Consider the following 23,025-nt stretch of genomic DNA (forward strand, 5'->3'; position numbering starts at 1 on the left):
CGTTTAACCCTCAACCAGCGCCACCATGGCATCTTTGTCCCAACAGGCCACCACCGGTTGCCCCTGACGGAAGGTGTTTTTCGCGCTGACCGGAAGGTTATTTGCCTCACTGACAAACAGCTTTTCACCGCCTTCGAGCGCCAGTTCGTAGCGCGTTGCGGCGCCCTGGAAATGAATATCTTTGAGGATGGCGCTGACCTGAACCGAATCCGTTCCGGCCGCCGGTTGCGGCGTCAGGCGGATATGTTCAGGGCGGATGGAACGGCTGCCGGGAAGGCCGGTGAGCTTCAGGGAAAGTTCGGAAGTCAGCACGTTTGCGGTGCCGACAAACTGCGCGACAAATGCGGTGCGCGGGTTGAGATACAGCTCGCGCGGCGTATCGACCTGTTCGATGCGGCCATTGTTAAACACCGCGACACGGTCCGACATCGACAGCGCTTCGCTCTGATCGTGGGTAACAAAAATAAAGGTGATGCCCAGCTCACGCTGTAGCTTTTTCAACTCACCCTGCATCTGCTCACGCAGTTTGAGATCCAGCGCGCCAAGCGGTTCATCGAGCAACAGTACGCTCGGCTGATTCACCAGTGCCCGAGCCAGCGCCACGCGCTGACGCTGACCGCCGGACAAAAATGCCGGTTTCCGGGCAGCGGTAAAACCGAGCGCCACGCGTTCCAGCGCTTCCATCGCCTTGTGCGTTCGCTCCTTTTTCCCCACGCCTTTGACCATGAGGCCATAAGCAACATTCTCGAGCACCGTCATGTGCGGAAACAGCGCGTAATCCTGGAAAACGGTGTTCACGTCACGCTCATACGGCGCAAGCTGCGACGCTTCCTGCCCGTGAATGCGGATGGATCCTGATGTCAGCGTTTCAAAACCTGCGATCAGCCGCAGGCAAGTGGTTTTCCCCGAGCCCGAAGGCCCGAGCATAGAAAAGAACTCGCCGTCCTGAATATCAATCGACACATTATCGACGGCTTTGGTTTCCCCGAATATTCGGGAAACATTGATAAATTGTACGGCGGCCATAGTCAGCTCCTGTAAATTGACAGTGATTAACGACCACCCATGATCGAAATATAATCCTGAGTCCAGCGTGAATAGGAGACGTACTTACCGTTCTCCGACTGCGGCGTTTTCCAGAATGAAATTGAGGCGAATTTGTCGAAGCCGTTGGTCTGACAGCCTTCTGCGCCTAACAACGGGCTGGCTTTACATCCGGCGGGCACCGCAGGTACGGAACCAAACCAGGCGGCGACGTCGCCCTGCACTTTCGGCTCCAGCGACCAGTTCATCCATTGATACGCGCAGTTCGGATGTTCGGAATCAGCGGCTAACATGGTGGTATCCGCCCAGCCGGTGACACCTTCTTTCGGGAACACCGTGGCAATCGGCTGCTTCTCACCTTTCAGGGAGTTGGCCTGATACGGCCATGAAGAACTGGCAACAACACCTTCGTTTTTGAAATCGCTCATCTGCACAGACGCATCGTGCCAGTAACGGTGGATCAGCGGATGCTGGGCGCGCAGCAGTTTCAGCACGGCCTGATACTGGGTTTCGTTGAGCTGATACGGATCGTCGATTTTCAGATCCGGCTGGGTACTTTTCAGATACAGCGCGGCATCCGCGATGGCGATCGGGCCGTCATAGGCCTGCACGCGTCCCTGATTGGGTTTGCCGTCAGGCAGATTTTGCGGAACGAAAATGACCGCCCAGCTGTCCGGCGGCGTCGGGAAGGTTTTCGTGTTATACATCAGCAGGTTTGGCCCCCACTGATAGGGCGTACCGTACACTTTCCCGCCAACGTTAAACCATGCACCCTTCGTCAGACGCGGGTCGATACTCTTCCAGTTCGGGATAAGCGCCGGATTAATCGGCTGTACGCGTTTACCGTAAATCAGGCGTAATGACGCATCGCCGGACGCCGTCACCAGGTCATAGCCGCCTTTCGCCATCAGGCTGACCATTTCATCGGACGTTGCCGCGGTTTTCACGTTCACCTTGCAGCTGGTTTGCTTTTCAAACCGGGTCACCCAGTCGTAATTTTTGTCGCTTTCACCGCGCTCGATATACCCCGGCCAGGCCACAATATTTAACTGACCTTCGCCTTTACCAATACTTGCCGGTGTTTCCGCGGCCAGAGCGGTATTTAAAAAACTCAGCAGGCCCAAACAAATAGCAGATAGCTTTTTCATCGGTTACTCCTGTCCTGTCGTCATTGATATGTTTTTAGAATTGTGGTTTGAACTTCGCCATGATGTGTCTGACTACGCTGTAATCCTGTAATGAATAACTGGAAAGATCGTTGCCGTACCCGGAGCGTTTTAATCCGCCATGGGGCATTTCGCTGACTAAAGAAAAGTGGGTATTAATCCAGGTAGTGCCGTACTGCAGGTGGGAAGAGATTTGCATTGCAAGGTCGATATTTTGTGTCCAGACCGACGATGCCAGTCCGTATTCTGATTCGTTTGCCCAGCTGACGACCTGCGCAATAGTGTCGAACCGCGTGACGCTCACGACCGGCCCGAACACTTCGCGCTGTACGATTTCATCACTTTGCACACAGCCTGCCAGCAACGTCGGCTGGTAATAAAAACCGGGGCCGGAATGCGACGCCGCGCCGGTAATACGCTCGATGTGCGGCTGGCTCAGCGCCCGCTCTACAAAACTCGACACGCGATCCCGCTGGCGGCTGCTGATGAGCGGCCCCATAAAGTTTTCGCTGTCGTTTTTGCGCGCGAAAGATAACTGCGAGACTGCCTCGCCCAGTTTTTCTACCAGACGTTCATAAATTCCGGCCTGCGCATAGACGCGGCAGGCGGACGTACAATCCTGCCCCGCGTTGTAATACCCCCACCTGCTGACCGCCTCCACCACATCGTCAATATCGGCGTCATTACACACAATCACCGGCGCTTTACCGCCCAGTTCCAGATGCGTGCGTTTCACGGTTTTGACCGCGGCCTGAAGGATGCGCTGGCCGGTGACGATATCGCCGGTCAGGGAAATCAGGCGAACATGCGGATGGCTGACCAGCGCATTACCGACGCCCTCGCCGCTGCCGGTGATCACGTTCAGCACGCCGGGTGGCAGGATTTCCTGTAAAGCCGGCAGCAGCGCAAGAATGGTCAGCGGCGTATGTTCAGAAGGTTTAAAAACAACGGTATTTCCCGCGGCCAGCGCGGGGGCAATTTTCCACGCCGACATCATCAGCGGGTAATTCCACGGCGCAATCGAGGCCACGACGCCCAGCGGATCGCGACGAACCATTGACGTGTGGCCGGGCAGATATTCACCGGAAAGCTGCCCCTGCTGACACCGGATCGCACCGGCAAAAAAACGGAAAACATCCACGGCGGCGGGCAGATCGTCATTGAGCGCCTGATGCAGCGGTTTACCGCAGTTCAGGGCTTCGAGACGCGCCAGCTGAGGCGCGTGCTTTTCAATAGCATCGGCAATACGCAACAGGATCGTGGCACGTTCGGCGGGCGTGGTACGTGACCAGCGGATAAATGCCTGACTGGCGGCGTTAACAGCCATATCCACCTGCGCCAGTGACGTTTCCGCCACTTCTGCAATCACTTCGCCAGTGGCGGGATTATAAATACTCTGCGTTGCGCCCTCGCCATGCAGAAGGTCGCCGTTGATCGCGTGTTTATCAGAGAAACTGGCAACAAATTCTGCATCTGACATCGTACTGGCCCTCAGAGAAGTCAGTCATCGTGAATTAACAAAAATGTTATTTTTTAGTAACAATTCGTCTATTCACATTAGGTAATTTCTCTGAGGGCAACAAATAGCAATTACTGAAGGCTGCGTTCGGAAAAAACGAATGCTCCGTTAAGCAGGGCGGCGCTTGGCGCTGTTTTCGCGCGCAATGGTGAGAAACGGCGTCACCAGTTCCGGCCGCGCACTGCCGCGCCGCCAGGCCAGCCCGATATCCAGCGGTTCGATGGAATCCTCCAGTTTACTGGCTTCGATCATATTGCCTTCCAGCGACCACGCGCGGTACGCCATGTCCGGCTGAACGGACACGCCAAGCCCCGCTGCGACCAGGCTGCGCACGGCTTCGGTCGAGGCGGTTTTCATTGCGATATTCGGTTTTAGTCCCGCCCGTGCCCACAGCCGCTGCGCGTGCTTTTCCATTTCATCCACATTGAGCTGGATCAGTGGTTCGTCAGCGATATCGGCCAGCGAAATGCTTTCGCGCTCCAGCAGCGGATGCAGCGGCGGCAGCCATAAGCGATAAGAGGAGTGGGTCAGAACTTCGGTCTGAAGCGCATCGCGGTCTTCAAGATTTGAGAGGATCAGCACACCAATGTCGATCTCGCCGCTGACCAGCAGATGCTCGATGTACTGGCGCTCATCCTCGACGACTTTCACCTCGACATTCGGGTAATAGGCGTTGAACTGCTTGAGTAAATCCACCAGAAAATAGCCGGCCACCAGGCTGGTGACGCCCAGTGTGATTTGCCCGGTCACGCTTTCGGTTCCCAGCTGCAGGCTGCGTTTGGCGTTATCGACGGTTGCGAGGATCAGATACGACTGGCGCAAAAACTGGTGCCCCTGATGCGTCAGCGTCATCCCTTTGGCATGGCGGTCAAACAGACGCGCCTCTGTTTCCGTCTCAAGTTGTTGAATCGCCTGTGTCAGCGAGGACTGCGAAACAAAAGAGGCCTGTGCAGCGGCCGATATCGATCCGGTTTCAGCAACGGCAATAAAATGGCGGATCTGGCGTAACGTCAACATAGCGCGATCAGGACCTCTACATATAATCGAATACAGTCGCTCAGCATTCGGTTTAAGGGAATGATCAAGTAATGGCAGGCGGCGGATTTTTGTCAAACCGGGGAGCGGGGTTTTGCGAGACGTGCGGGAGAATGGGAAACTTACTTTGCAAGCAGTCTTTAAAAGAACCATATCCAGACCGTAAAACTTGGCGGAGAAATTAAACATGCAAATACAGACTATCAGCTCCGTAAAGAAGCATGCTGCTGTACCTGATTTATTACAACCGATACTGGTCACTCAGAATGGTGAACCGGCTTACGAGATTGAATCCTTTGAAGACAGACAAAAAAGGGATGAAACCATTGTTTTACTCAAGCTGCTTACGCTGGCAGAAAATGATAAAGCAGAAGGCCGGACATTCACGAGAGAACAGTTGTTAGCAGATCTTGCCAGATGAATCTCTCATCTGATCTGCTGATTATTGGGATCAATTTATGTCTGCAACAAAAAGTAAAATTACGATTGAGTACCTGTAAACAGTAGAATTGTCTATTGATGAAATTGCGTCGTTCCAGACTTCACAGGGAAACGATGCGCTAAAAAACATCAACGCAGTGTTGGATGAGTTTGAAGCAAAAGTGAAAATTTTTCCTTTATCCTGCCCGGTTGCACCCGATCTCGCCGCGCTGGGTATCATCAAATATCGCGAATGTAATACATTGAATGCCTACCGCATCATTTATACCTATGATGAACCAGCAAACCTTATCTCCGTGTACGTGCTTCTTTCTCAGCGGCAAAATGTTCAGGAACTGTTGTTCAAAAAGTTGATCATGGGTTAACAACAGAAAAGCCACGCAAACTTCGCGTGGCTTTCAGATTCAAAACTTCAGTCTTTCATCAATTTTCCAGCTGATAAGTCAGCGTGATTTCCGCGTTCAGCACCTGAGAAACCGGGCAACCGGCTTTGGCTTTTTTGATGATTTCGTCAAATTTGTCTTTATCGATACCCGGCAGCTTGATTTTGCTGTCGAGCGCAATCTTAGTGATGGCAAATCCGCCGTCCACTTTATCCAGTGACACGTCCGCAACGGTATCGATGCTTTCTGGCGTGTGCCCTGCTTCGCCGAGCATCAGCGATAACGCCATCGAGAAGCACGCGGAATGCGCAGCACCAATCAGTTCTTCGGGATTGGTACCGACTTTGCCTTCAAAGCGGGTGTTAAATCCGTACGGCTGATCCTTCAGGGCCCCACTTTCAGACGAGATGTAACCTTTACCGTGTTTAATATCGCCTTCCCAGTGTGCCGAACCTTTCTTATGAATGGTCATGTTTTTCCTCCGTTTTGTATTACATTGGCTATAAGTATAGCTTTAACGCTGTAATTCGCGAGGATCGCCTGGTTATGCGTCTTTAACGCGGTTTTTCGCAAAGTACGGCATTCATTCACCCTCACAAAAAAATAGAGAGGAAAACATGTTTAAACCTCAGGATCTGGTTCAGTCAAAAACCGGCGGACCGCAAATGATTGTGCTGCGCGTGGAAGGCGAAACGTTATGGTGCGCGCGCACGGATGATTTTTCAAAAAAAGAGATCGAAGTGAGCGCTGATTCCGTAAATCTGTATCACTTAGACGGTGATTTCGGCGTCTGCTGAAAACCTTTTTTGATTTTGCAGATACAAAAAATCCTGAGATTGCAAAATCTCAGGATTCAATGATTACTTATCCGTGACTGTATACTTACCAGCCTTTTACCGCGTCACCGTGATAGATGGCGTCCGCCGCTTTAACTGTTGCATCAGTCTGATAAGCTTCAACCAGTTCTTTTACAGCCTGACTGTCTTTGTTATCTTCCCGCGCCACAATAATGTTCACGTAAGGCGAATCTTTGTCTTCCACGAACAGACCGTTTTTGCCCGGCGTCAGGCCAACCTGACCGGAATACGTGGTATTGATCACCGCCAGTTCGATTTTGTCATCGTCAATTGCGCGGGTCAGCTGCGGAGCTTCAATCTCAACAATCTTGAGATGTTTCGGGTTCTCAATGATATCCAGCGACGTTGGCAACAAACCCACGCCGTCTTTCAGTTTGATCAGCCCTTGTTTTTGCAGCAGCAACAGCGAGCGGCCAAGGTTAGTCGGGTCGTTCGGCACGGCAACCTGCGCGCCATCGCTCAGCTGATCGATGGATTTGATTTTACGTGAATACGCAGCTATCGGATAAACAAAGGTTTTACCCACTTCCACCAGTTTATAGCCACGTTCTTTCACTTGTTTGTCGAGATACGGGCGGTGCTGGAAGGAATTGACGTCAATATCGCCGCTGCTCAGTGCAGAGTTAGGCAGCACGAAATCGTTGAAGGTCACCACTTCTACGTCCAGATTGTATTTATCTTTGGCCGTTTTCTTAATGGTTTCCCACATCTGCTGATCGATACCTGCACTGATGCCTACTTTAATGTGGTTCTCTTGAGATTTTTGGTCACAAGCGGTCAGCGCCAGAGCGCCAACCAGCGATAACGCCAGGAGTGTAATTTTTATTGCGGTACGCATGGGGTTTACTCTTTCCGTGAATAAAGAAGTGTTCAAATTGAAGCCGTAGCTTTACAGACACAGTGTTTCAAAACGTTTTCACATGAGCAAATACGAAAAAGAAATAACCTAATGCAAAAAGGGGATTTTCGGGCGGGAATTTATACGTTAATTCAATAAAACGATAACCAGAATGTTGTGAATTTGTTGTTTTACCTTTATACAACCTGTTTCAATAAAAACAAAACATGGCCTAGGATTATTCTTAAGACCATGTTTTTTCTGGGGTATATCATTACAAGTAAAATAATATTATCTTACATTCAATTCCGTTGCCCACGCAGAAACCGTATCAGGAGAAATATAATTTACTTCGTAAATACAACCACTTGTTGAAGATGTTAAATAGCCAATGCAGGGGAAAGAATCAGGATGCAATTCAACAAGAGCCTGCTGGATTTCTTCATCGCTCATTAAAGGTGAGATCGGGGCATCTGAAAACCGGAAGTAGTCTTCAAACATCCACGATATATAGTCCCTTTCACTCCTCAACACTCTCATATAACGCACTCCCTCCGGTTAAATCCCATTAAAAAAATAGCAGGGCGGTGGAATTCGTGCGAACAATAATTGAACTGAAATTGCCTTAAATCAAATAAAGCCCGCCGGAGGCAGGCTTCTGAGAGGTCAGGATCGCTTACGTGGAAAGATTTCCTGATCGCAAACGATCATTCTTTGGCGGAACGCAGTGCAACGGGCTGCGGGTGTGACAGGAAAATGGTGATGCCCGCCAGCAGCGTGAGCGCGCCGCCGAGAAGAAACGCACTGCTGACACCGGCATTGTCCGCGAGGATCCCACCAAACAACGCGCCCAGCGCCAGCGAGGTCTGAAATACGCAAACCAGTAACGCCGAACCGGTTTCAAACAAAGCGGGCGATGCCTGATAAGTCCAGATATTCAGACACACCGGCAGCGCACCAAACGCCAACCCCCAGAGGATCACCAGCGCGCTGGCCAGCGGCAACGGCAGGTTTAGCAGTGACAATGCCAGCACCGAAAGGCTCAGCAGCAACATGTTCAGCATGAAGGCTTTCTTCACGCCAAATTCACGCACGGTGATTTCCGTCGTCAACGTGCCAATCAGCCCTGCAACCCCGTAGCCCATCAGCAATAAGGAAATATCGCTGGCAGGCAGTTTCAGGTTAAAGCGCAGCCAGGGTTCGAGATAGGTGTAAGCCGCGAAATGGCCGCCCGCCATAAAGACGCCGATGATCAGCGCATAACGGATCCCCGCCACTTTCGTCACGCCGAGCATTGCGCGCAGGCCGATGGACTGCTGCGCGGGTAAAGAAGGCAGCGCCAGCCATTGCAGCACGAAGAAAACCAGCGCCAGCGCCGAATTGAGGGTAAACGCCATCCGCCAGCCGTACAGATCGCCGATAAACGCCCCTGCCGGAACGCCCGCCACGGTTCCGACGGCCACACCGGCGGTGATCAGCGAAATGGCGCGTGCGCCCTGCTCTTCCGCCACCAGCCTGCGCCCGGACGGAATAGCAAACGACCAGAAACCGCCGACACCGATGCCGAGAATGATGCGTCCAATCAGTAAGACGTTGAACGATTCCGCCATTACCGCGATGCCGTTTGCCAGAATCACTGACGCAGAGAGCAGTAAAAGCAGATTCCGGCGATCCATTTTTTTGGCGAAAAGCATAATCAGCGGCGCAGAAATTGCCGCAACCAGCCCCGGCAACATCACCGCCAGCCCGGCGTGGCCTTCCGTCACGCCCAGAGATTGCGCAATCGGCGACAGCAGGCCGATAGGCAGAAATTCAGTGTTAACCAGAACAAAGGTACCGCAGGCCAGTGAAAAGACCGCCAGCCAGCGGCGAAAAGCGGACGTCTCTGGCCGGGTGTCCAGCGATGAGCACTCAGTCATTATTGTTATCCTTAGCGAAGTGAATTATTACGGACATGTATTTTGATCGTAATAAAACGTGATCGCCGTCACCAGGTCAAGACTATTTATAACGACCGTTAGGGTATTTCTAATGACCATTTGGACTAAGCCAGAGCCCGCCTGCGATGCGGCTTACAGAGGGATCTTATGCCGCCGGTTTGCAGGGCACATACAGATAACGCGGACAGAAAATCTCTCCACATATAAAGTATGTTGTAACTAAGTTGCGTAACGAGCGGATCCCGGCAGGCATCCGCAGAAATGTGCTGAGTAAAAGTGACTGGTTTCTTCAGGGATAAGTTATCGATTTCATGTACTACTCTTCTGAAAATAACATGAATAATCAATCACTAATTGTTAACAGGCGCGGGGAAGCATACGGTGTTGTCACACAAACAACAGGGAGTTAAATATGGCAATTCCAGCTTACTTATGGCTCAAAGACGATGGCGGAGCTTGCATCAAAGGTTCAGTTGACGTTACCGGACGGGATGGTTCGATTGAAGTTTTAGGCTTCGGGCATTCGCTACATATTCCTACGGATGGTAATACTGGAAAAATCACTGGCACTCGCATACACGGCGCGCTTGGATTTGAGAAGGAGTTTGATCGTAGCAGTCCCTATTTGTATAAGGCGGTTGCGATCGGCCAAACGCTCCACTCCGCAGAATTTAAATGGTACAGAATCAATGACGCGGGCCAAGAAGTTGAGTACTTCAATATGCTTCTTGAACGCGTGAAAATCGTATCAATTGCCCCTTTGATGCACAACATCAAAAATCCCAATTTCGAAAAGCATAATCACAATGAAAGCATCGAACTACGTTACGAAAAAATCACCTGGAAATATTGTGATGGGAATGTCATTTTTGCCGATGCATGGAATGAGCGAGTAACTGCGTAAAATGGCAATCGTATGCAGCTATGTACTTAACGGCATGGAAACTTCAATACTTTGCTGTGCGGGGGTAGGGAATTTCCCTGCATTCTCGGGGCAGAGAAGTGGACGCAACAACCCAACATTAACCAACGTCACTGATATTGGTCCCCTCCCGACTGGTCGTTATTTCATTGTGAGTCGCCAATCTGGTGGAAGACTTGGCCCAATACGGGAGTTCGGTTTGAACAATTGGTATGGAACCGATAGGAGTACATGGTTTGGTTTGTATCGAGATGACGGTAAAATTAATGATGAAACATTCATTGCAGGGGTAAGACGGGGGAACTTTAGGCTTCACCCTATTGGTCCGCGTGCATTAAGTGAGGGGTGTGTAACAATGACCTCTCACTCCGATTTTGAATACCTGAGAGCAGAGTTACTAAATACTTCGATGATTGGCATACCAGGCACCTCGCTAAGGGCTCATGGGACTATCAGAGTCACATTAGGATGAAAGTAATAAAATACTTTTTAATCGCAGTCGGTTATTTGGTGGCATTTATCGTCATCACGTTTTTAGTCGCACAAATATCCGACAGCCTGATTAGTGATCAACAAATTGAACAATTTGCCCGCTATTTTGGCGTGTATGGGATTGAAAACATATTAGATCTGTACTTCGATACGTCGATGATTACCTCATCAATCATCGCAATATTAATCATTTGTCTCTGTCGTATTTATATCTGCTGGCGAACAAGCACTTTAACAAAATAACCCGTATGCTAAAGGCAGCTCAGGTGGTCTAGATCTGCACAAAATGCCCCGCGCTGACTTCGCGGTAATGCCGGGCGGGCGGCAGATAACTGGCGCTGCGCAGCGGGCTGGCGAGTTCTTCCGGCGCGATGGCTCGTTTACGGCGGACATCCGGGTCGGGCACCGGCACGGCGGCCAGCAGTTTGCGGGTATAGGCGTGCTGCGGGTTTTCGAAGATGTCTGCGCGCGAACCGATTTCCACGATTTCCCCCAGATACATTACCGCCACGCGGTGGCTGATGCGTTCCACGACGGCCATATCATGCGAGATAAACAGATACGCCAGCCCGAGTTCCTGCTGGAGATCGAGCATCAGATTGATCACCTGCGCTTTTACGGAGACGTCCAGCGCCGAGACGGCTTCATCGGCGATAATCATTTTAGGTTCCAGCGCCAGTGCGCGCGCGATGCAGATCCGCTGACGCTGGCCGCCTGAAAACTGATGCGGAAATCGGGACGCCATATTGCTTTGCAGCCCGACCTGTTCGAGCAGCTGCGCGACGCGGCGTTTTGCCCCTTCTGCATTGTGCAGGCCGAGGCTCATCATTGGTTCAGCAATCGCCTGGCCGATTCGCATACGCGGATTCAGGCTTTCATACGGATCCTGAAAAATCATCTGCGCCTGCGTGCGGATTTCCGTCAGATGCGCCGGATCTGCCCGGCGGATATCCTGACCGGTGATCAGCACGTCGCCGGAGGTGGCTTCGGTGAGGCGCAAAATCGTGCGGCCGGTGGTCGATTTTCCACAGCCCGATTCCCCGACCAGCGAGATCGTTTCGCCCGGTTGCAGGCTGAACGAGAGATCTTCAACCGCATGGACGCGCGCCGTCACGCGCCGCAGCAGGCCGGATTTCACATCAAAACGCGTGATCAGGTTTTTTACGTCGAGCACTGGCGGCCCGTCGCGTATCGTGTTGACCGGTTCGGCGACCGGCAGCGGTGCTCCGGTGCGCGTGTCCGTCAGCGGAAAACGGGTGGGCAGCGTCGTACCTTCCATCGCGCCGAGCCGTGGCACCGCAGAAAGCAGCGCGCGGGTATAAGCGTGTTGCGGCAGATGAAAAATTTCGCGCGTTGAGGCTTGTTCCACCGCTTCGCCGCGATGCATCACCAGCGTGCGGTCAGCGACTTCCGCCACCACGCCCATGTCGTGCGTGATGAACAACACCGACATCCCCTCTTCTTCCTGAAGCGATTTTATCAGCGCCAGAATTTGCGCCTGAATAGTGACATCCAGCGCCGTGGTCGGTTCGTCTGCAATTAATAAACGCGGATTACAGGCCAGCGCGATGGCAATCACCACCCGCTGGCGCATGCCGCCGGAAAAGCTCAGCGGATATTCATTGAGCCGGGAGGTGGCCGCCGGAATACGCACTTTTTCCAGCAACCGGACAGCTTCGGCGCGCGCGGTGGCGTCATCCATGCCGCGATGGCGTTTGAGCACTTCGGTAATCTGGACACCGATTTTCAGCACCGGATTCAGGCTGGTCATCGGTTCCTGAAAAATCATTCCGATGCGATTTCCGCGAATACTCTGCATCTGGCGCGCGTTCAGGCTGAGCAAATCCTGCCCGCCGAACTGGATTTTTCCCGAATAGCGGGCCTGTTTTTCATCCAGCAAACGCATGACCGACATCGCCGTCACGCTTTTCCCGGAGCCGGATTCGCCCACCAGCGCCAGCGTTTCTTTCGGGCCAATCGAGAAGGAAAGATCCCGCACGACGTTCAGCCATTCGCCGTCTGAGCTGAAAGCGGTATTAAGGCTTTCGACCTGTAAAACCGGATTGTGCATCTTCAATCCTTATTCCGGGGGTTAAGGATGTCGCGCAGCGCATCACCGACTAAGTTGATGGCGACAATCAGCACCAGCAACGTCACGCCGGGGAAGACGCTGATCCAGTAGTCGCCGGACATCAGGTAATCAAAGCCGTTGGCGATGAGTAAGCCCAGCGATGGTTCGGTCACCGGCAGGCCGATGCCAAGAAACGAGAGCGTGGCCTCAAGCATGATCGCGTAGGCAATGCGCATGGTCGCGACCACAATCAGCGGCGGCAGACAGTTGGGCAAAATGTGGCGAAACAGAATGCGCGGGTTCGACAGCGCCATGCTGCGTGCGGCGTCCACGTAACTTTTGCGGCGTTCAAGCAGCGCAGAACCGCGCACCGTGCGCGCGTAGTAAGCCCACTGCGTGACGATCAGCGCCAGAATAATTTTATCGACGCCCTGCCCGAGCACCGCCAGCAAAATCAGCGCGATTAATATCGGCGGGAAACTCAGCTGGATATCGACAACGCGCATGATCAGCGCATCGGTTTTGCCGCCGGCATACGCACTGGTCAGCCCCAGCGCTGCGCCAATAGTCAGGGCGATCAGCGCACTTGAAACGCCGACCAGCAGGCTGGTTCGCATGCCATAAAGAATGGCGCTCAGTAAATCGCGCCCCTGATCGTCCGTGCCCAGCCAGTAGATCATGCCGCTCATGCTGGCCGTGCCCGGTTTGAGGCGACCATCCATAATGTCGAGTTGCGATAAATCGTACGGATTTTGCGGCGAAATCCACGGCGCGAGCACCGCCAGCAAAATGGCGATCCCTAAAATAATCAGGCCGCAAAGGGAGAATTTATTGCGCAGCAGCGCGCGCGCAGTGTGATAAAACGCCGAATGCGCTTTGCCCTGCACGATGTTTCGCGTATGTACTGAATCAGATGTCATCAGCTTTCGCCTCCCAGCCGAACACGCGGATCGACCAGCACGTACAACACATCCACCAGCAGGTTGATCAGGCTGAACATCACTACTGTGATCATCAGATACGCCAGAATCACCGGCCGGTCGAGCACCGCAATCGAGTCAATAATCAGTTTGCCCATTCCCGGCCAGGCGTAAATGGTTTCGGTAACGACGGCAAACGCAATCAGGGATCCCAGCTCCAGACCGATGACGGTAATGAGCGGGATCAGCGTGTTTTTCAGAACGTGAACCAGCACGATGCGGCTTTCAGAAAGCCCTTTGGCGCGGGCAAAACGGATGAAATCCTGTTGCAGACATTCGAGCACACCGGCGCGGGTCAGGCGGATAATCAGTGAGATCTTGAACAATGCGAGATTGAACGCAGGCAGGACCAGATGAGCGAGGCCGTCAGCGGTAAACAGACTGACGGGTACGCCAAAAACGTCCACCGTTGCACCACGCCCCGACGCGGGCAGAACGCCCAGTTTGACGCTGAAAAACATAATCATCATCAGCCCGATCCAGAATGTGGGCAGGCTGAAACCTAAAATCGAGACGGTCATGATGGATTTGGAAAGCCAGCCGTCCGGGCGCAAACCGGCATAAACGCCGAGCGGGATCCCAATCACCAGCGCCAGCACAAACGCCACCAGCGCCAGTTCGAGCGTGGCGGGCATCCGCTGAAAAATCAGGTGCAGCGCGGGCTGGTTGTAGATAAAGGAGTTGCCCATGTCGCCGTGCAGCGCGTTCACCAGAAACAGGCCGTACTGTTCCCACACCGGTTTGTCGAGGCCGAAAGACTGGATCACGCTGAGCCGTTCGGCGGGCGTTGCGGTGGTGCTGAGCAGCAGATCCACCGGATTTCCCACCAGATAAACGCCGCCAAACACCAGCAGCGACATCACAAACAGCGTCAGTAACGTTTGTCCGAACCGGCCGAGCAGATATCGGCTCATTTTAGGGCAGTACCATAGCGGGAAATCACGCGGCGCAGCAGGCTGAAGAATCCGTATTCATCGACGGTCTGCATGACGTGCGCATTGGGCGGTGTCGCCAGTTTTTGCCAGAAATCAGCATAGGTATAACCGGCGGTTTTGCCGGAGATCTCAGCGCCCACGCGGGCAGGTAAACCATCGAACAGCCCCGGCTGTAGCAGCCAGGCGATCGCGGTGGCGTCATGAACCGGCCCGCCGTCCCGGCCAAAACGGCGTAAATCGCTGCGATCAAACGCGCCCAGCAGCGCCGCAATAGCCTGCCCCGGAAGGCCGCCATCCTGTTTCAGGGCGTCAATATCGTCGGTGCCAATCAGCGCCTGAAACGTCATATCCAGCGGCATGATCACCAGCGGAACGCCGCTGTTAAACACTTTTTCCGCCGCGTGCGGATCGGCGTACACGTTAAATTCAGCCCAGGGCACGCGGTGCCCGAGCGCGGTAAACGCGCAGCTCATGGTGACGATTTGTTTAATGCCGCGCGCCACGTCCGGGTGCATCCCGAGCGCCAGCGCAATATTGGTCATCGGGCCAATGACGCACAGCGTCACCGGGTCGTTGTCTCCGGCAGCTTTTCTCAGCGTGCGCACCAGAAAATCGACGGCGTGTTCCGCCTGTGGTTGCAGTTCGCAATCCGGCACCAGCTCATTTCTGAACGCGCCGATATGTGCATATTTGCCGTAAACCTGTTCACGCACCAGCGGACCGGGCGCACCGGCAAACACCGGCGTCGCAGTTTTTCCCGAGAGCGCGACAATTTTGCAGGCATTCTGTACGGCGTCTTTCAGCGCCACATTTCCGGCGACCACCGTCACGCCGAGCACGTCCAGTTCCGGCGAAGCCAGCGCCAGCCACAGCGCAATGGCGTCATCCACGCCCGGATCGGTATCAATAATGATGCGCTGCGTCATAGGATTATTTCCCGGCATAGCGTGAGAGCAGTTCGTAAAACAGCGCGAAGACTTTGTTCGCATCCACGCGTGTCACAATATCGACGTTCGGGGTTTCGCCCGATTTTCCGTACCAGTCGGCGACGGTCTGCCCCAGACATAACTCACTGTTATGTTCGATAAAGACCCGTGCTTTTTCCGTGCCGAACAGCTCCGGCGCAAGGACATACGCGATCACCAGCGGATCGTGTAACGGCCCGCCGCGGGAACCATATCGGCGCACGTCGTTGCGATCCCAAAACGCCATCAGCTCACCGAGTTGCGCAGAAATACGGCCGGAAACTTTCACAAACTTCGCCACATGTTCCGGCGTCAGAATGACCTGATGCGTCGCGTCGAGCGGTAAAACCGTGATGTTAAGCGGGCTGGAAAAAACGATATGCGCGGCGTGCGGATCGGCCAGCATGTTGAATTCAGAAGTCATGGTGCGGTTACCGGCTTCGCGGTACGCGCCGCCCATCAGCACCACGCGGGAAATACCGGCGGCGATGTGCGGTTTGATGCGCAGCGCCGTGGCAAGGTTGGTCAGCGGCCCGAGTACGCAAAGCGTCAGCGGCTGATTATCCGCAATCGCCTGCTCGCAGCTGTCGATAAGGAAATTAACGGCGTGCTGAGTTTCAGGCTGCTTTTTGGGTGCCGGAAACGCGGTATTCCCCAGGCCGTTTTCACCGTGGAACTGGCCGTGGATGGGCGCGCGCAGCATCGGCTGATGGCATCCGGCAAATACCGGAATGTCCACACGATAACCCAGTTCGGTAATTTGCAGCGCGTTGCGGGTGGTATTCATCAGCGGCTGATTACCGCACACCGTGCAGATGCCGAGAATGTCCAGCTGCGGTGCAACAAAAGCACTGAGCAGCGCAATGGCATCATCGATGCCCGGATCGCAGTCAATAATCACTGGCAGAGTTTTCATAAGGCACCGACCGAACGCAGGACTTCTGCAATTTCCTGACGCGCAGGATCATTGAGCGGAATTTGCGGCGGGAGCGGATCACCGACTTCAAATCCCTGCAATTGCAGTGCGGCTTTGATGCATCCGGCAATCGAATATTTGGCGAAGATTTCGTTGATGCGCCACAGCGGCCGTTGCAGTTCCATGGCTTTTTTCCAGTCGCCCTGGCGTGCGGCTTCATAAAGCGCGAGGCTCTGTTTCGGGACTATACAGGCCGGTCCGGCCATCCAGCCCACGCCACCAATCATCATCACACACACCGGAATATGCGCCGACGCGGCAAAGACCTGCATCCGCCCTTGCGTGCGTTCAATGATCGACAGCAGCCGCCCGGTATTGGTCGACGCATCTTTAATATAGTTAATATTTTCAACATGACTCAGCCGCTCAATCACCGGCAGGCTGAGATCGGAACGCTGGAATTGCGGATTGGTGTAGAGCACGACGGGCAGTTTTCCGGCGGCCAGCGCGATGGCACGGAAGTAATCTTCCACGCCCTGTTCGGGCACCGGGAAATACGCCTCCAGGATCGCCAGAATACCGTCGGCACCCAGAGCGGCGTAGCGAGCGGTTTGCGCGACGGCGTCCTGGATGGTGGTGGCTGCGACTCCGGCGATTACCGGAACGCGGCCCCGAGCGGCTTCGACGACGGTTTTGACTATCTCAGTGCGCTGCTCTGCGCTGAGATAAGCAAACTCACCTGTACTGCCCAACGGCGTCAGACCGTGCACGCCGCTATCAATCAGATGCCCGACCAGTGCCGTGAGCACCGGTTTGTCTATCTGGCCGTCGGGGGTAACCGGCGAAACCAGATAGGGATACACACCGCTAAAAGAAGTCATAGCTTCTCTCTCTTTTCTTAGAACAACCCTGGTGTTGGTGCTCTATTCCCGCCTTGGTTCGGTATGCACGTTGTCCGTGTTCTTATGCCGCTGAACACTTACTTTTGATGGACAAAGTACGGCAATGTGTAGCCATCAGATCGGCCGGTGTAGCTGTAAGGGGTTTTCATCGCCCAGGTATACGAGAGGAACAGCAGCGGAAGGGTGCCTTCGTCCTTCATCGCAATCTCTGTGGCCTGTTGCAACAGCTTTTCGCGCTGGCCGTCGTCGAGGGTTTCCCGCGCTTTGGCCAGCGTTTGATCAAATTCAGGATTCGAGTAACGCCCGCGGTTACCCTGCCCGCCGTTCGGCCCGAAAGTTTCGAGCAACGGCCCGAGTACGCCGGACGCCTCACCGGTTTCGATCGCCGCACCGCCCATAATCAGACTGAAATCGCGTTTGGATGCACGCGAAAAATACACGCTGCCCGGCATGGTCACGACGTCGGTTTTAATGCCAACGCGGCTGAACATCTGACCCAGCGCCTGCGCAATTTTAGAATCGTTCGGGTAACGATCGTTTGACGCGTGGAACGTCAGGGTAAACCCGTCCGGATATCCGGCCTGCGCGAGCAGCTGTTTGGCTTTTGCCGGATCATAAACCGGTGCGGCAATCGACGGCGTGTAACCGAAATACCCTTTCGGCACCAGCTGTGACGCCGGAACGCCCTGCCCGTCCATAATGCGGTCAACGATTGCCTGACGATTAATCGCCAGCGACATCGCCTCACGCACTTCCCGTTTTTTCAGCGGATTGCTACCGTCCGGCCCTTTGGCAAACGGCGACACATCGCGATCCTGATCCGGGTGTAAATACAAAATGCGGTTACCGGCGACAGATTCCAGATGCAGGCTGGTTTGTTTCGCCAGATCCCGCCCGTCCGCCGTCGGCACGCTTTCAATTAAATCCACGTCACCGGAACGCATCGCGGCCACGCGTGCGCTCGGGTTTTTGAAGACGCGCAACGTGACTTTGTCCCACTGCGATTTTCCGTCCCAGTACTGGTCATTACGCGCCAGCACCACGTTGTCGTCCGGCGTCCAGCTGACAAATTTGAACGGCCCGGTGCCAATAACGTCTTTCCCTTCATTCAGGGTTTGCGACGGCACCGTTTCCAGACGTGCCGGTAAAATTGCTACGCGACTCAGGTTGTTAAGCAATAAAGGTGTAGGCGTTTTAGTGACAATTCTCACCGTTAACGGGTTCACTTCTGTGACGTCAGCAATGTCGTTGACGTAAGGCGTGTAGGCGCTCGGGCTGTTTTTAGACGCCAGTGCCACGCGTTTGATGCTGGCGATCACGTCTTTGGCGGAGAAGTCACTGCCGTCGTGGAATTTCACGCCGGGACGCAATGCGAATTCCCAGGTGGTGTCGTTGATAACTTTCCACGAGACGGCAAGTGCAGGCGAAATGTGTTGTTTTTCGTCCTGATTCACCAGGCCGTCGAAGATGTTGCGGGCCATCGCGCTGTTGGCGCCACCCACGTAAAACTGAGGATCCATCGAAGTCGTTGACGCAGCAAGACCAATATTCAGGTCAGCAGCTTGCGCCGCAAAGGTTTGAAACCCTGAAATGGTGGCCAGCGCCGAGGACAACACTGCGGCCAGAACGGACTTTCTCATGCATTTAACCCTTAATTTTTTTAGATTTTCAGGCAATGTGTGACAGATCGTAAATTGGAGTCTAGGGGGTGGACTTCTGGATTGAAAATTGTATTTTGTGTTACATCCATAAACAAATGTTATGGATTCTGAGGAAATATTATGAAAATTAATCCCCGACAGGTCGAAGCCTTTCACAAAGTGATCCTCACTGGCGGGATTACGGCGGCGGCGAATATGATGAATATCACGCAGCCCGCGGTCAGCAGGCTGATCCGTGACTTTGAATATGCCATCGATCTGAAGCTGTTTGACCGCGACGGGCGCGGGCTGATTCCGCGCGACGATGCCATCAAGTTGTACCGTGAAGTCGAACGTCTTTACCTCGGACTTGAACATATTTCACGTATCGCCGACGAAATCCGTCATTCAAAAGGCAGTGTTTTGCGCATCGGCAGCGTCGCGGCGCTTTCGCCGTTGTGCGTCGAACACGTTCTGCCGCCGCTGATTGAAGAGATTGCGGATATCTCGCTGTTTCTCGATATCGAAAGCACGACGCACATTATGGATGTGGTGACCGGCAACCAGTACGACGTAGGGTTTATCTTCGGAAAGCCCGATGTGAAAGGGCTGGAAGCCGAGATGCTGGCAACCGCCAAAGCCGTGGCCGTGATGTCGCCGAGGCATCCGCTGGCGAAACAGGATGTGGTCACCGCCATGGATCTGACCCGCTATCGCCCCATTATTCCCGGCCGGAAAACGCCGCTGCGAGAACAGCTGGATCAGGTCATGAGCCGCCTCGACTTGTATATGAACAACCCTATCGAAACGTCGCTTAATAATTGCTGCATTATGGCGGGGAATAATCTGGGCATCGGCATCGTTGATTACATTACGGCGCGCAACCACAAGAGCGATATTGTGCTCAAGCCCTTTACGCCAGACATAAGTATTGCCTATCTTGCCGTATTCCCGCCGCAGATCCCGAAAAGCCGTCTGGTAGAACATATTACTAAAGAAATGAAGACCTTAATCGAAGGCTATCTGTAGCTACTTGCAGCCCACGTCAGTAAAACTCACCAAAAGGTTCACACAAAATCATACTTCTTAGTGATCTCTGTCACATTCCTCACACCAAACGACGCTCTCGTGGGCAAATAGTGCGCCCATATAGACTTAAAAGCTATAAATCAGCGTTTAAATATCATTTATTTGAATAAGTTAAATTATTTAATTATTAAATATCAATGCCCTACCTTGTCGCCGCACAAAGAGTAATCTCACTTATAATAATTTACCTAATTTCAAACTCTTCGTTACACATTCACAACCCCGATGAGAAGTATTACTATTTGCCCGAAATTGTCCTATCTGGTTCATTTGATAACGGGTGTTCATTACGTGTTTCCAGCTTTTCCCACATCTTGACTACAATATTTTTGTCGACAACATAAGTGCAGTGAGATAAATCATGCCAACAACTAAGAGTAAATGGACCTGGCTCCTCTGGCTGCTGAGTGCGCTGATGGCCGTTATCGGCCTGACACTCGGCATCGGCGGTGCGTATCTGGCCACATTGGGAGGAAGCATTTACTTCCTGCTGATGGGTCTGGCCCTCGTCGTTTCCGCCGTTTTAATTTTCAAAGGCAAGCCTTCGGGCGCGTGGCTCTACGCCGTCGCCTTCGTGCTTTCTGTTATCTGGGCTATCTGGGACGCCGGTTTCACCTTCTGGCCGCTGTTCTCCCGCCTGTTCACGTTCGGCGTTCTGGCCTTCCTCGTCGCACTGGCGTATCCGCTGCTGAAAACGCGCGCGGGCCTTGTTGCCCGCAAAGGGCCGAGTTTCTCACTCGCCGCCGTGCTGGCAGTTGCCCTGATCGCGGCATTCGGTAACACGTTCGTCCCGACGCCAATCATCAGCGCCGACAACGATCAGGTTCCGGTCAAACCGGTTGATAAAGGTGCGGAACAGAAAAACTGGGCGAACTGGGGTAACACCACCGCAGGCGACCGTTTTGCTGCACTGGATCAGATCAACAAAACCAACGTCGATAAACTGCAGGTGGCGTGGACGGCTCATACCGGCGATATCCCGCAGAGTAACGGTTCCGGCGCTGAAGACCAGAACACCCCGCTGCAAATCGGTGACAAACTGTTTGTATGTACCGCGTACAGCAAAGTGATCGCCCTGAATGTGGATGACGGTAAAAAGCTGTGGTCTTACGACTCCAACTCTACCGCGCCTAACTGGCAGCGTTGCCGTGGTCTGGGCTATTACGAGAACAGCAGCGTAAACAGCGCAGCGCCACAGGCACCGGCTGCCATTCCTGCGGCTGAACCGGCCACTCCAAACGCCGCTTCAGAAGCTGCCACGCCTGCAACAGATGCGCCGCAAGCGCCTGCTGCCACCGGCGGCACCGTCAGCGCGACCTGCGAACGCCGTCTGTTCCTGCCAACCATCGATGCGCGTCTGATTGCCATCAACGCCGACACCGGCAAGCCTTGCGCTGATTTCGGTGACAACGGCGTGGTTGACCTGAAAGTCGGCATGGGCGAAGTGAAACCCGGCTATTACCAGCAAACCTCTACCCCGCTGGTCGCGGGTAATGTCGTGGTTGTTGGTGGACGCGTGGCGGATAACTTCTCCACCGGCGAACCTCCGGGCGTAGTGCGTGCGTTTGACGTTCACACCGGCGCACTGGTATGGGCATGGGATCCGGGTAATCCGAACATCACCAAACTGCCACCGGAAGGTCAGACTTACACCCGCGGTACGCCGAACGTCTGGTCTGCGATGTCCTACGATCCGAAACTGGGTCTGATTTATATGCCAACCGGCAACGCCACGCCTGACTTCTTCGGCGGCACGCGTACCGAGCTGGATGATAAATACAGTTCATCCGTGGTCGCTGTTGAAGCCACAACCGGTAAAGTCCGCTGGACGTTCCAGACCACGCATCACGATCTGTGGGACTTCGACCTGCCGTCTCAGCCGCTGCTGTATGACCTGCCGGACGGCAAAGGTGGCAGCACGCCGGTTCTGGTGCAGACCTCCAAACAGGGCATGATCTTCATGCTGAACCGCGAAACCGGCCAGCCGGTCGCGAAAGTGGAAAATCGTGAAGTGCCGCAGGGTAACGTCCCTGGCGAACGCTACTCCAAAACGCAGCCTTTCTCTGTCGGTATGCCAAACATCGGCAACCAGACGCTGAAAGAATCTGACATGTGGGGCGCGACGCCGATGGATCAGTTGCTGTGTCGCATCGAGTTTAAAGGAATGCGTCACGAAGGCGTTTATACGCCTCCGGGTCTGGATCGTTCCCTGCAATTCCCGGGTTCTCTGGGCGGCATGAACTGGGGCAGCGTGTCGGTTGACCCGAACAACGCCATCATGTTCGTGAATGATATGCGTCTGGGTCTGGCGAACTACATGGTTCCGCGTGCACAGGTTCCGACCGGCGCAAGCGGTATTGAGATGGGGATGGTGCCGATGGACGGTACGCCGTACGGCGCAGTCCGCGAGCGCTTCCTGTCTCCGCTGGGCATTCCTTGCCAGAAACCACCGTTTGGCACCATGTCTGCGGTTAACCTGAAAACCGGTAAAATCGTCTGGCAGGTTCCTGTCGGTACGGTAAAAGACACCGGTCCGCTGGGCATCAAAATGCGTATGCCAATGGAAGTCGGTATGCCAACGCTGGGCGCTAGCCTGTCAACGCAATCCGGCCTGCTGTTCTTCGCCGGTACGCAGGATTTCTATCTGCGCGCATTTGATACCGCAACCGGTAAAGAAATCTGGAAATCCCGTCTGCCGGTGGGCAGCCAGTCTGGCCCGATGACGTACGTTTCACCGAAAACCGGTAAACAGTACATCATCATCAGCGCCGGTGGCGCACGTCAGTCCGCAGAACGCGGCGACTACGTGATCGCCTACGCACTGCCTGATCAGAAGTAATTCGATTTAATTTTGTCGAAAAACAAAGCCCGCCGGTGTGAACTGGCGGGC

General features: G+C 53.9%; 22 protein-coding genes. 7 read left to right on the forward strand and 15 right to left on the reverse strand.

Annotated elements, in window-relative coordinates; translation table 11 throughout:
- Positions 1-3: 3 nt before the first annotated feature.
- From J1782_RS18555 to J1782_RS18570, 4 genes are all read right to left on the reverse strand, one after another.
- Positions 4-1,026 (reverse strand): ABC transporter ATP-binding protein, encoded by a 1,023-nt coding sequence (locus J1782_RS18555; protein WP_217153694.1) that lies wholly within the window; start codon positions 1,024-1,026, stop codon positions 4-6.
- A 26-nt stretch (positions 1,027-1,052) separates the two neighbouring features.
- A complete protein-coding gene (gene ydcS, locus J1782_RS18560) occupies positions 1,053-2,192 on the reverse strand; it encodes a putative ABC transporter substrate-binding protein YdcS (RefSeq protein ID WP_152326738.1) in 1,140 nt (379 codons plus the stop codon).
- Between the two features lie 34 nt (positions 2,193-2,226).
- Complete coding sequence (locus J1782_RS18565) at positions 2,227-3,690, reverse strand: gamma-aminobutyraldehyde dehydrogenase (protein ID WP_217153695.1); 1,464 nt, start codon at positions 3,688-3,690, stop codon at positions 2,227-2,229.
- 147 nt (positions 3,691-3,837) lie between these two features.
- A complete protein-coding gene (locus J1782_RS18570) occupies positions 3,838-4,746 on the reverse strand; it encodes a LysR substrate-binding domain-containing protein (protein ID WP_152326736.1) in 909 nt (302 codons plus the stop codon).
- Positions 4,747-4,951: 205 nt separating this feature from the next.
- Here J1782_RS18570 and J1782_RS18575 point away from each other — a divergent pair, with 205 nt between their 5' ends.
- Together J1782_RS18575 and J1782_RS18580 are read left to right on the forward strand one after the other, a co-directional pair.
- The gene (locus tag J1782_RS18575; RefSeq protein WP_217153696.1) at positions 4,952-5,185 is read left to right on the forward strand and encodes a type II toxin-antitoxin system Phd/YefM family antitoxin; all 234 of its coding nucleotides are present in this window, start codon (positions 4,952-4,954) and stop codon (positions 5,183-5,185) included.
- A gap of 88 nt (positions 5,186-5,273) precedes the next feature.
- A complete protein-coding gene (locus tag J1782_RS18580; RefSeq protein ID WP_254303112.1) occupies positions 5,274-5,570 on the forward strand; it encodes a type II toxin-antitoxin system RelE/ParE family toxin in 297 nt (98 codons plus the stop codon).
- 58 nt (positions 5,571-5,628) lie between these two features.
- Here the strand turns inward: J1782_RS18580 and J1782_RS18585 are convergent, their stop codons facing one another.
- Positions 5,629-6,060 carry an OsmC family protein gene (locus tag J1782_RS18585; RefSeq protein ID WP_152326735.1) on the reverse strand — a complete coding sequence of 144 codons (432 nt, stop codon included), beginning with the start codon at positions 6,058-6,060 and terminating at the stop codon, positions 5,629-5,631.
- 145 nt (positions 6,061-6,205) lie between these two features.
- Here J1782_RS18585 and J1782_RS18590 point away from each other — a divergent pair, with 145 nt between their 5' ends.
- Complete coding sequence (locus J1782_RS18590) at positions 6,206-6,385, forward strand: DUF2158 domain-containing protein (RefSeq protein WP_152326734.1); 180 nt, start codon at positions 6,206-6,208, stop codon at positions 6,383-6,385.
- 85 nt (positions 6,386-6,470) lie between these two features.
- On the opposite strand, the gene metQ is transcribed toward J1782_RS18590, so the two are convergent.
- The 3 genes from metQ to J1782_RS18605 all read right to left on the reverse strand — a co-directional run bounded on the left by metQ (position 6,471) and on the right by J1782_RS18605 (position 9,202).
- Positions 6,471-7,283 carry a methionine ABC transporter substrate-binding lipoprotein MetQ gene (gene metQ, locus J1782_RS18595; RefSeq protein WP_217153697.1) on the reverse strand — a complete coding sequence of 271 codons (813 nt, stop codon included), beginning with the start codon at positions 7,281-7,283 and terminating at the stop codon, positions 6,471-6,473.
- 291 nt (positions 7,284-7,574) lie between these two features.
- Positions 7,575-7,784, reverse strand: a complete 210-nt coding sequence (locus J1782_RS18600; protein ID WP_217153698.1) for a hypothetical protein — start codon at positions 7,782-7,784, stop codon at positions 7,575-7,577.
- Positions 7,785-7,990: 206 nt separating this feature from the next.
- The gene (locus J1782_RS18605) at positions 7,991-9,202 is read right to left on the reverse strand and encodes an MFS transporter (RefSeq protein WP_217153699.1); all 1,212 of its coding nucleotides are present in this window, start codon (positions 9,200-9,202) and stop codon (positions 7,991-7,993) included.
- A 433-nt stretch (positions 9,203-9,635) separates the two neighbouring features.
- Between J1782_RS18605 and J1782_RS18610 the strand changes: the two genes are divergently transcribed.
- Positions 9,636-10,127 (forward strand): Hcp family type VI secretion system effector, encoded by a 492-nt coding sequence (locus tag J1782_RS18610; RefSeq protein WP_217153700.1) that lies wholly within the window; start codon positions 9,636-9,638, stop codon positions 10,125-10,127.
- Positions 10,128-10,161: 34 nt separating this feature from the next.
- On the forward strand, positions 10,162-10,617 hold the full coding sequence (locus tag J1782_RS18615) for a DUF2778 domain-containing protein (RefSeq protein ID WP_254303114.1): 456 nt from the start codon (positions 10,162-10,164) through the stop codon (positions 10,615-10,617).
- A 291-nt stretch (positions 10,618-10,908) separates the two neighbouring features.
- On the opposite strand, the gene J1782_RS18620 is transcribed toward J1782_RS18615, so the two are convergent.
- The 7 genes from J1782_RS18620 to J1782_RS18650 form a co-directional block, all read right to left on the reverse strand.
- Positions 10,909-12,708: an ABC transporter ATP-binding protein gene (locus J1782_RS18620; protein WP_217153702.1), complete on the reverse strand. Its 1,800-nt coding sequence runs from the start codon at positions 12,706-12,708 to the stop codon at positions 10,909-10,911.
- A gap of 2 nt (positions 12,709-12,710) precedes the next feature.
- The gene (locus J1782_RS18625) at positions 12,711-13,628 is read right to left on the reverse strand and encodes an ABC transporter permease (protein WP_217153703.1); all 918 of its coding nucleotides are present in this window, start codon (positions 13,626-13,628) and stop codon (positions 12,711-12,713) included.
- Entirely contained in the window at positions 13,628-14,602 is a 975-nt protein-coding gene (locus J1782_RS18630; protein WP_152326725.1) for an ABC transporter permease, read from the reverse strand. Before J1782_RS18630 ends, J1782_RS18625 begins: the two co-directional genes overlap by 1 nt.
- Complete coding sequence (locus J1782_RS18635) at positions 14,599-15,549, reverse strand: nucleoside hydrolase (RefSeq protein WP_217153704.1); 951 nt, start codon at positions 15,547-15,549, stop codon at positions 14,599-14,601. The genes J1782_RS18630 and J1782_RS18635 overlap by 4 nt, the downstream gene beginning before the upstream one ends.
- Positions 15,550-15,553: 4 nt before the next feature.
- Positions 15,554-16,504: a nucleoside hydrolase gene (locus J1782_RS18640; RefSeq protein ID WP_165059876.1), complete on the reverse strand. Its 951-nt coding sequence runs from the start codon at positions 16,502-16,504 to the stop codon at positions 15,554-15,556.
- Entirely contained in the window at positions 16,501-17,385 is an 885-nt protein-coding gene (locus J1782_RS18645) for a dihydrodipicolinate synthase family protein (protein WP_217153705.1), read from the reverse strand. The genes J1782_RS18640 and J1782_RS18645 overlap by 4 nt, the downstream gene beginning before the upstream one ends.
- A gap of 98 nt (positions 17,386-17,483) precedes the next feature.
- Positions 17,484-19,046, reverse strand: a complete 1,563-nt coding sequence (locus J1782_RS18650) for an ABC transporter substrate-binding protein (protein ID WP_217153706.1) — start codon at positions 19,044-19,046, stop codon at positions 17,484-17,486.
- A 141-nt stretch (positions 19,047-19,187) separates the two neighbouring features.
- Here J1782_RS18650 and J1782_RS18655 point away from each other — a divergent pair, with 141 nt between their 5' ends.
- Together J1782_RS18655 and J1782_RS18660 are read left to right on the forward strand one after the other, a co-directional pair.
- A complete protein-coding gene (locus J1782_RS18655; RefSeq protein WP_217153707.1) occupies positions 19,188-20,075 on the forward strand; it encodes a LysR family transcriptional regulator in 888 nt (295 codons plus the stop codon).
- A gap of 421 nt (positions 20,076-20,496) precedes the next feature.
- Positions 20,497-22,974 (forward strand): membrane-bound PQQ-dependent dehydrogenase, glucose/quinate/shikimate family, encoded by a 2,478-nt coding sequence (locus J1782_RS18660; RefSeq protein ID WP_217153708.1) that lies wholly within the window; start codon positions 20,497-20,499, stop codon positions 22,972-22,974.
- Positions 22,975-23,025: the final 51 nt, after the last annotated feature.

Origin of the sequence: Rahnella sp. BCC 1045 (assembly GCF_019049615.1) — a bacterium.
In the GTDB taxonomy this organism is placed as follows: domain Bacteria; phylum Pseudomonadota; class Gammaproteobacteria; order Enterobacterales; family Enterobacteriaceae; genus Rahnella; species Rahnella contaminans.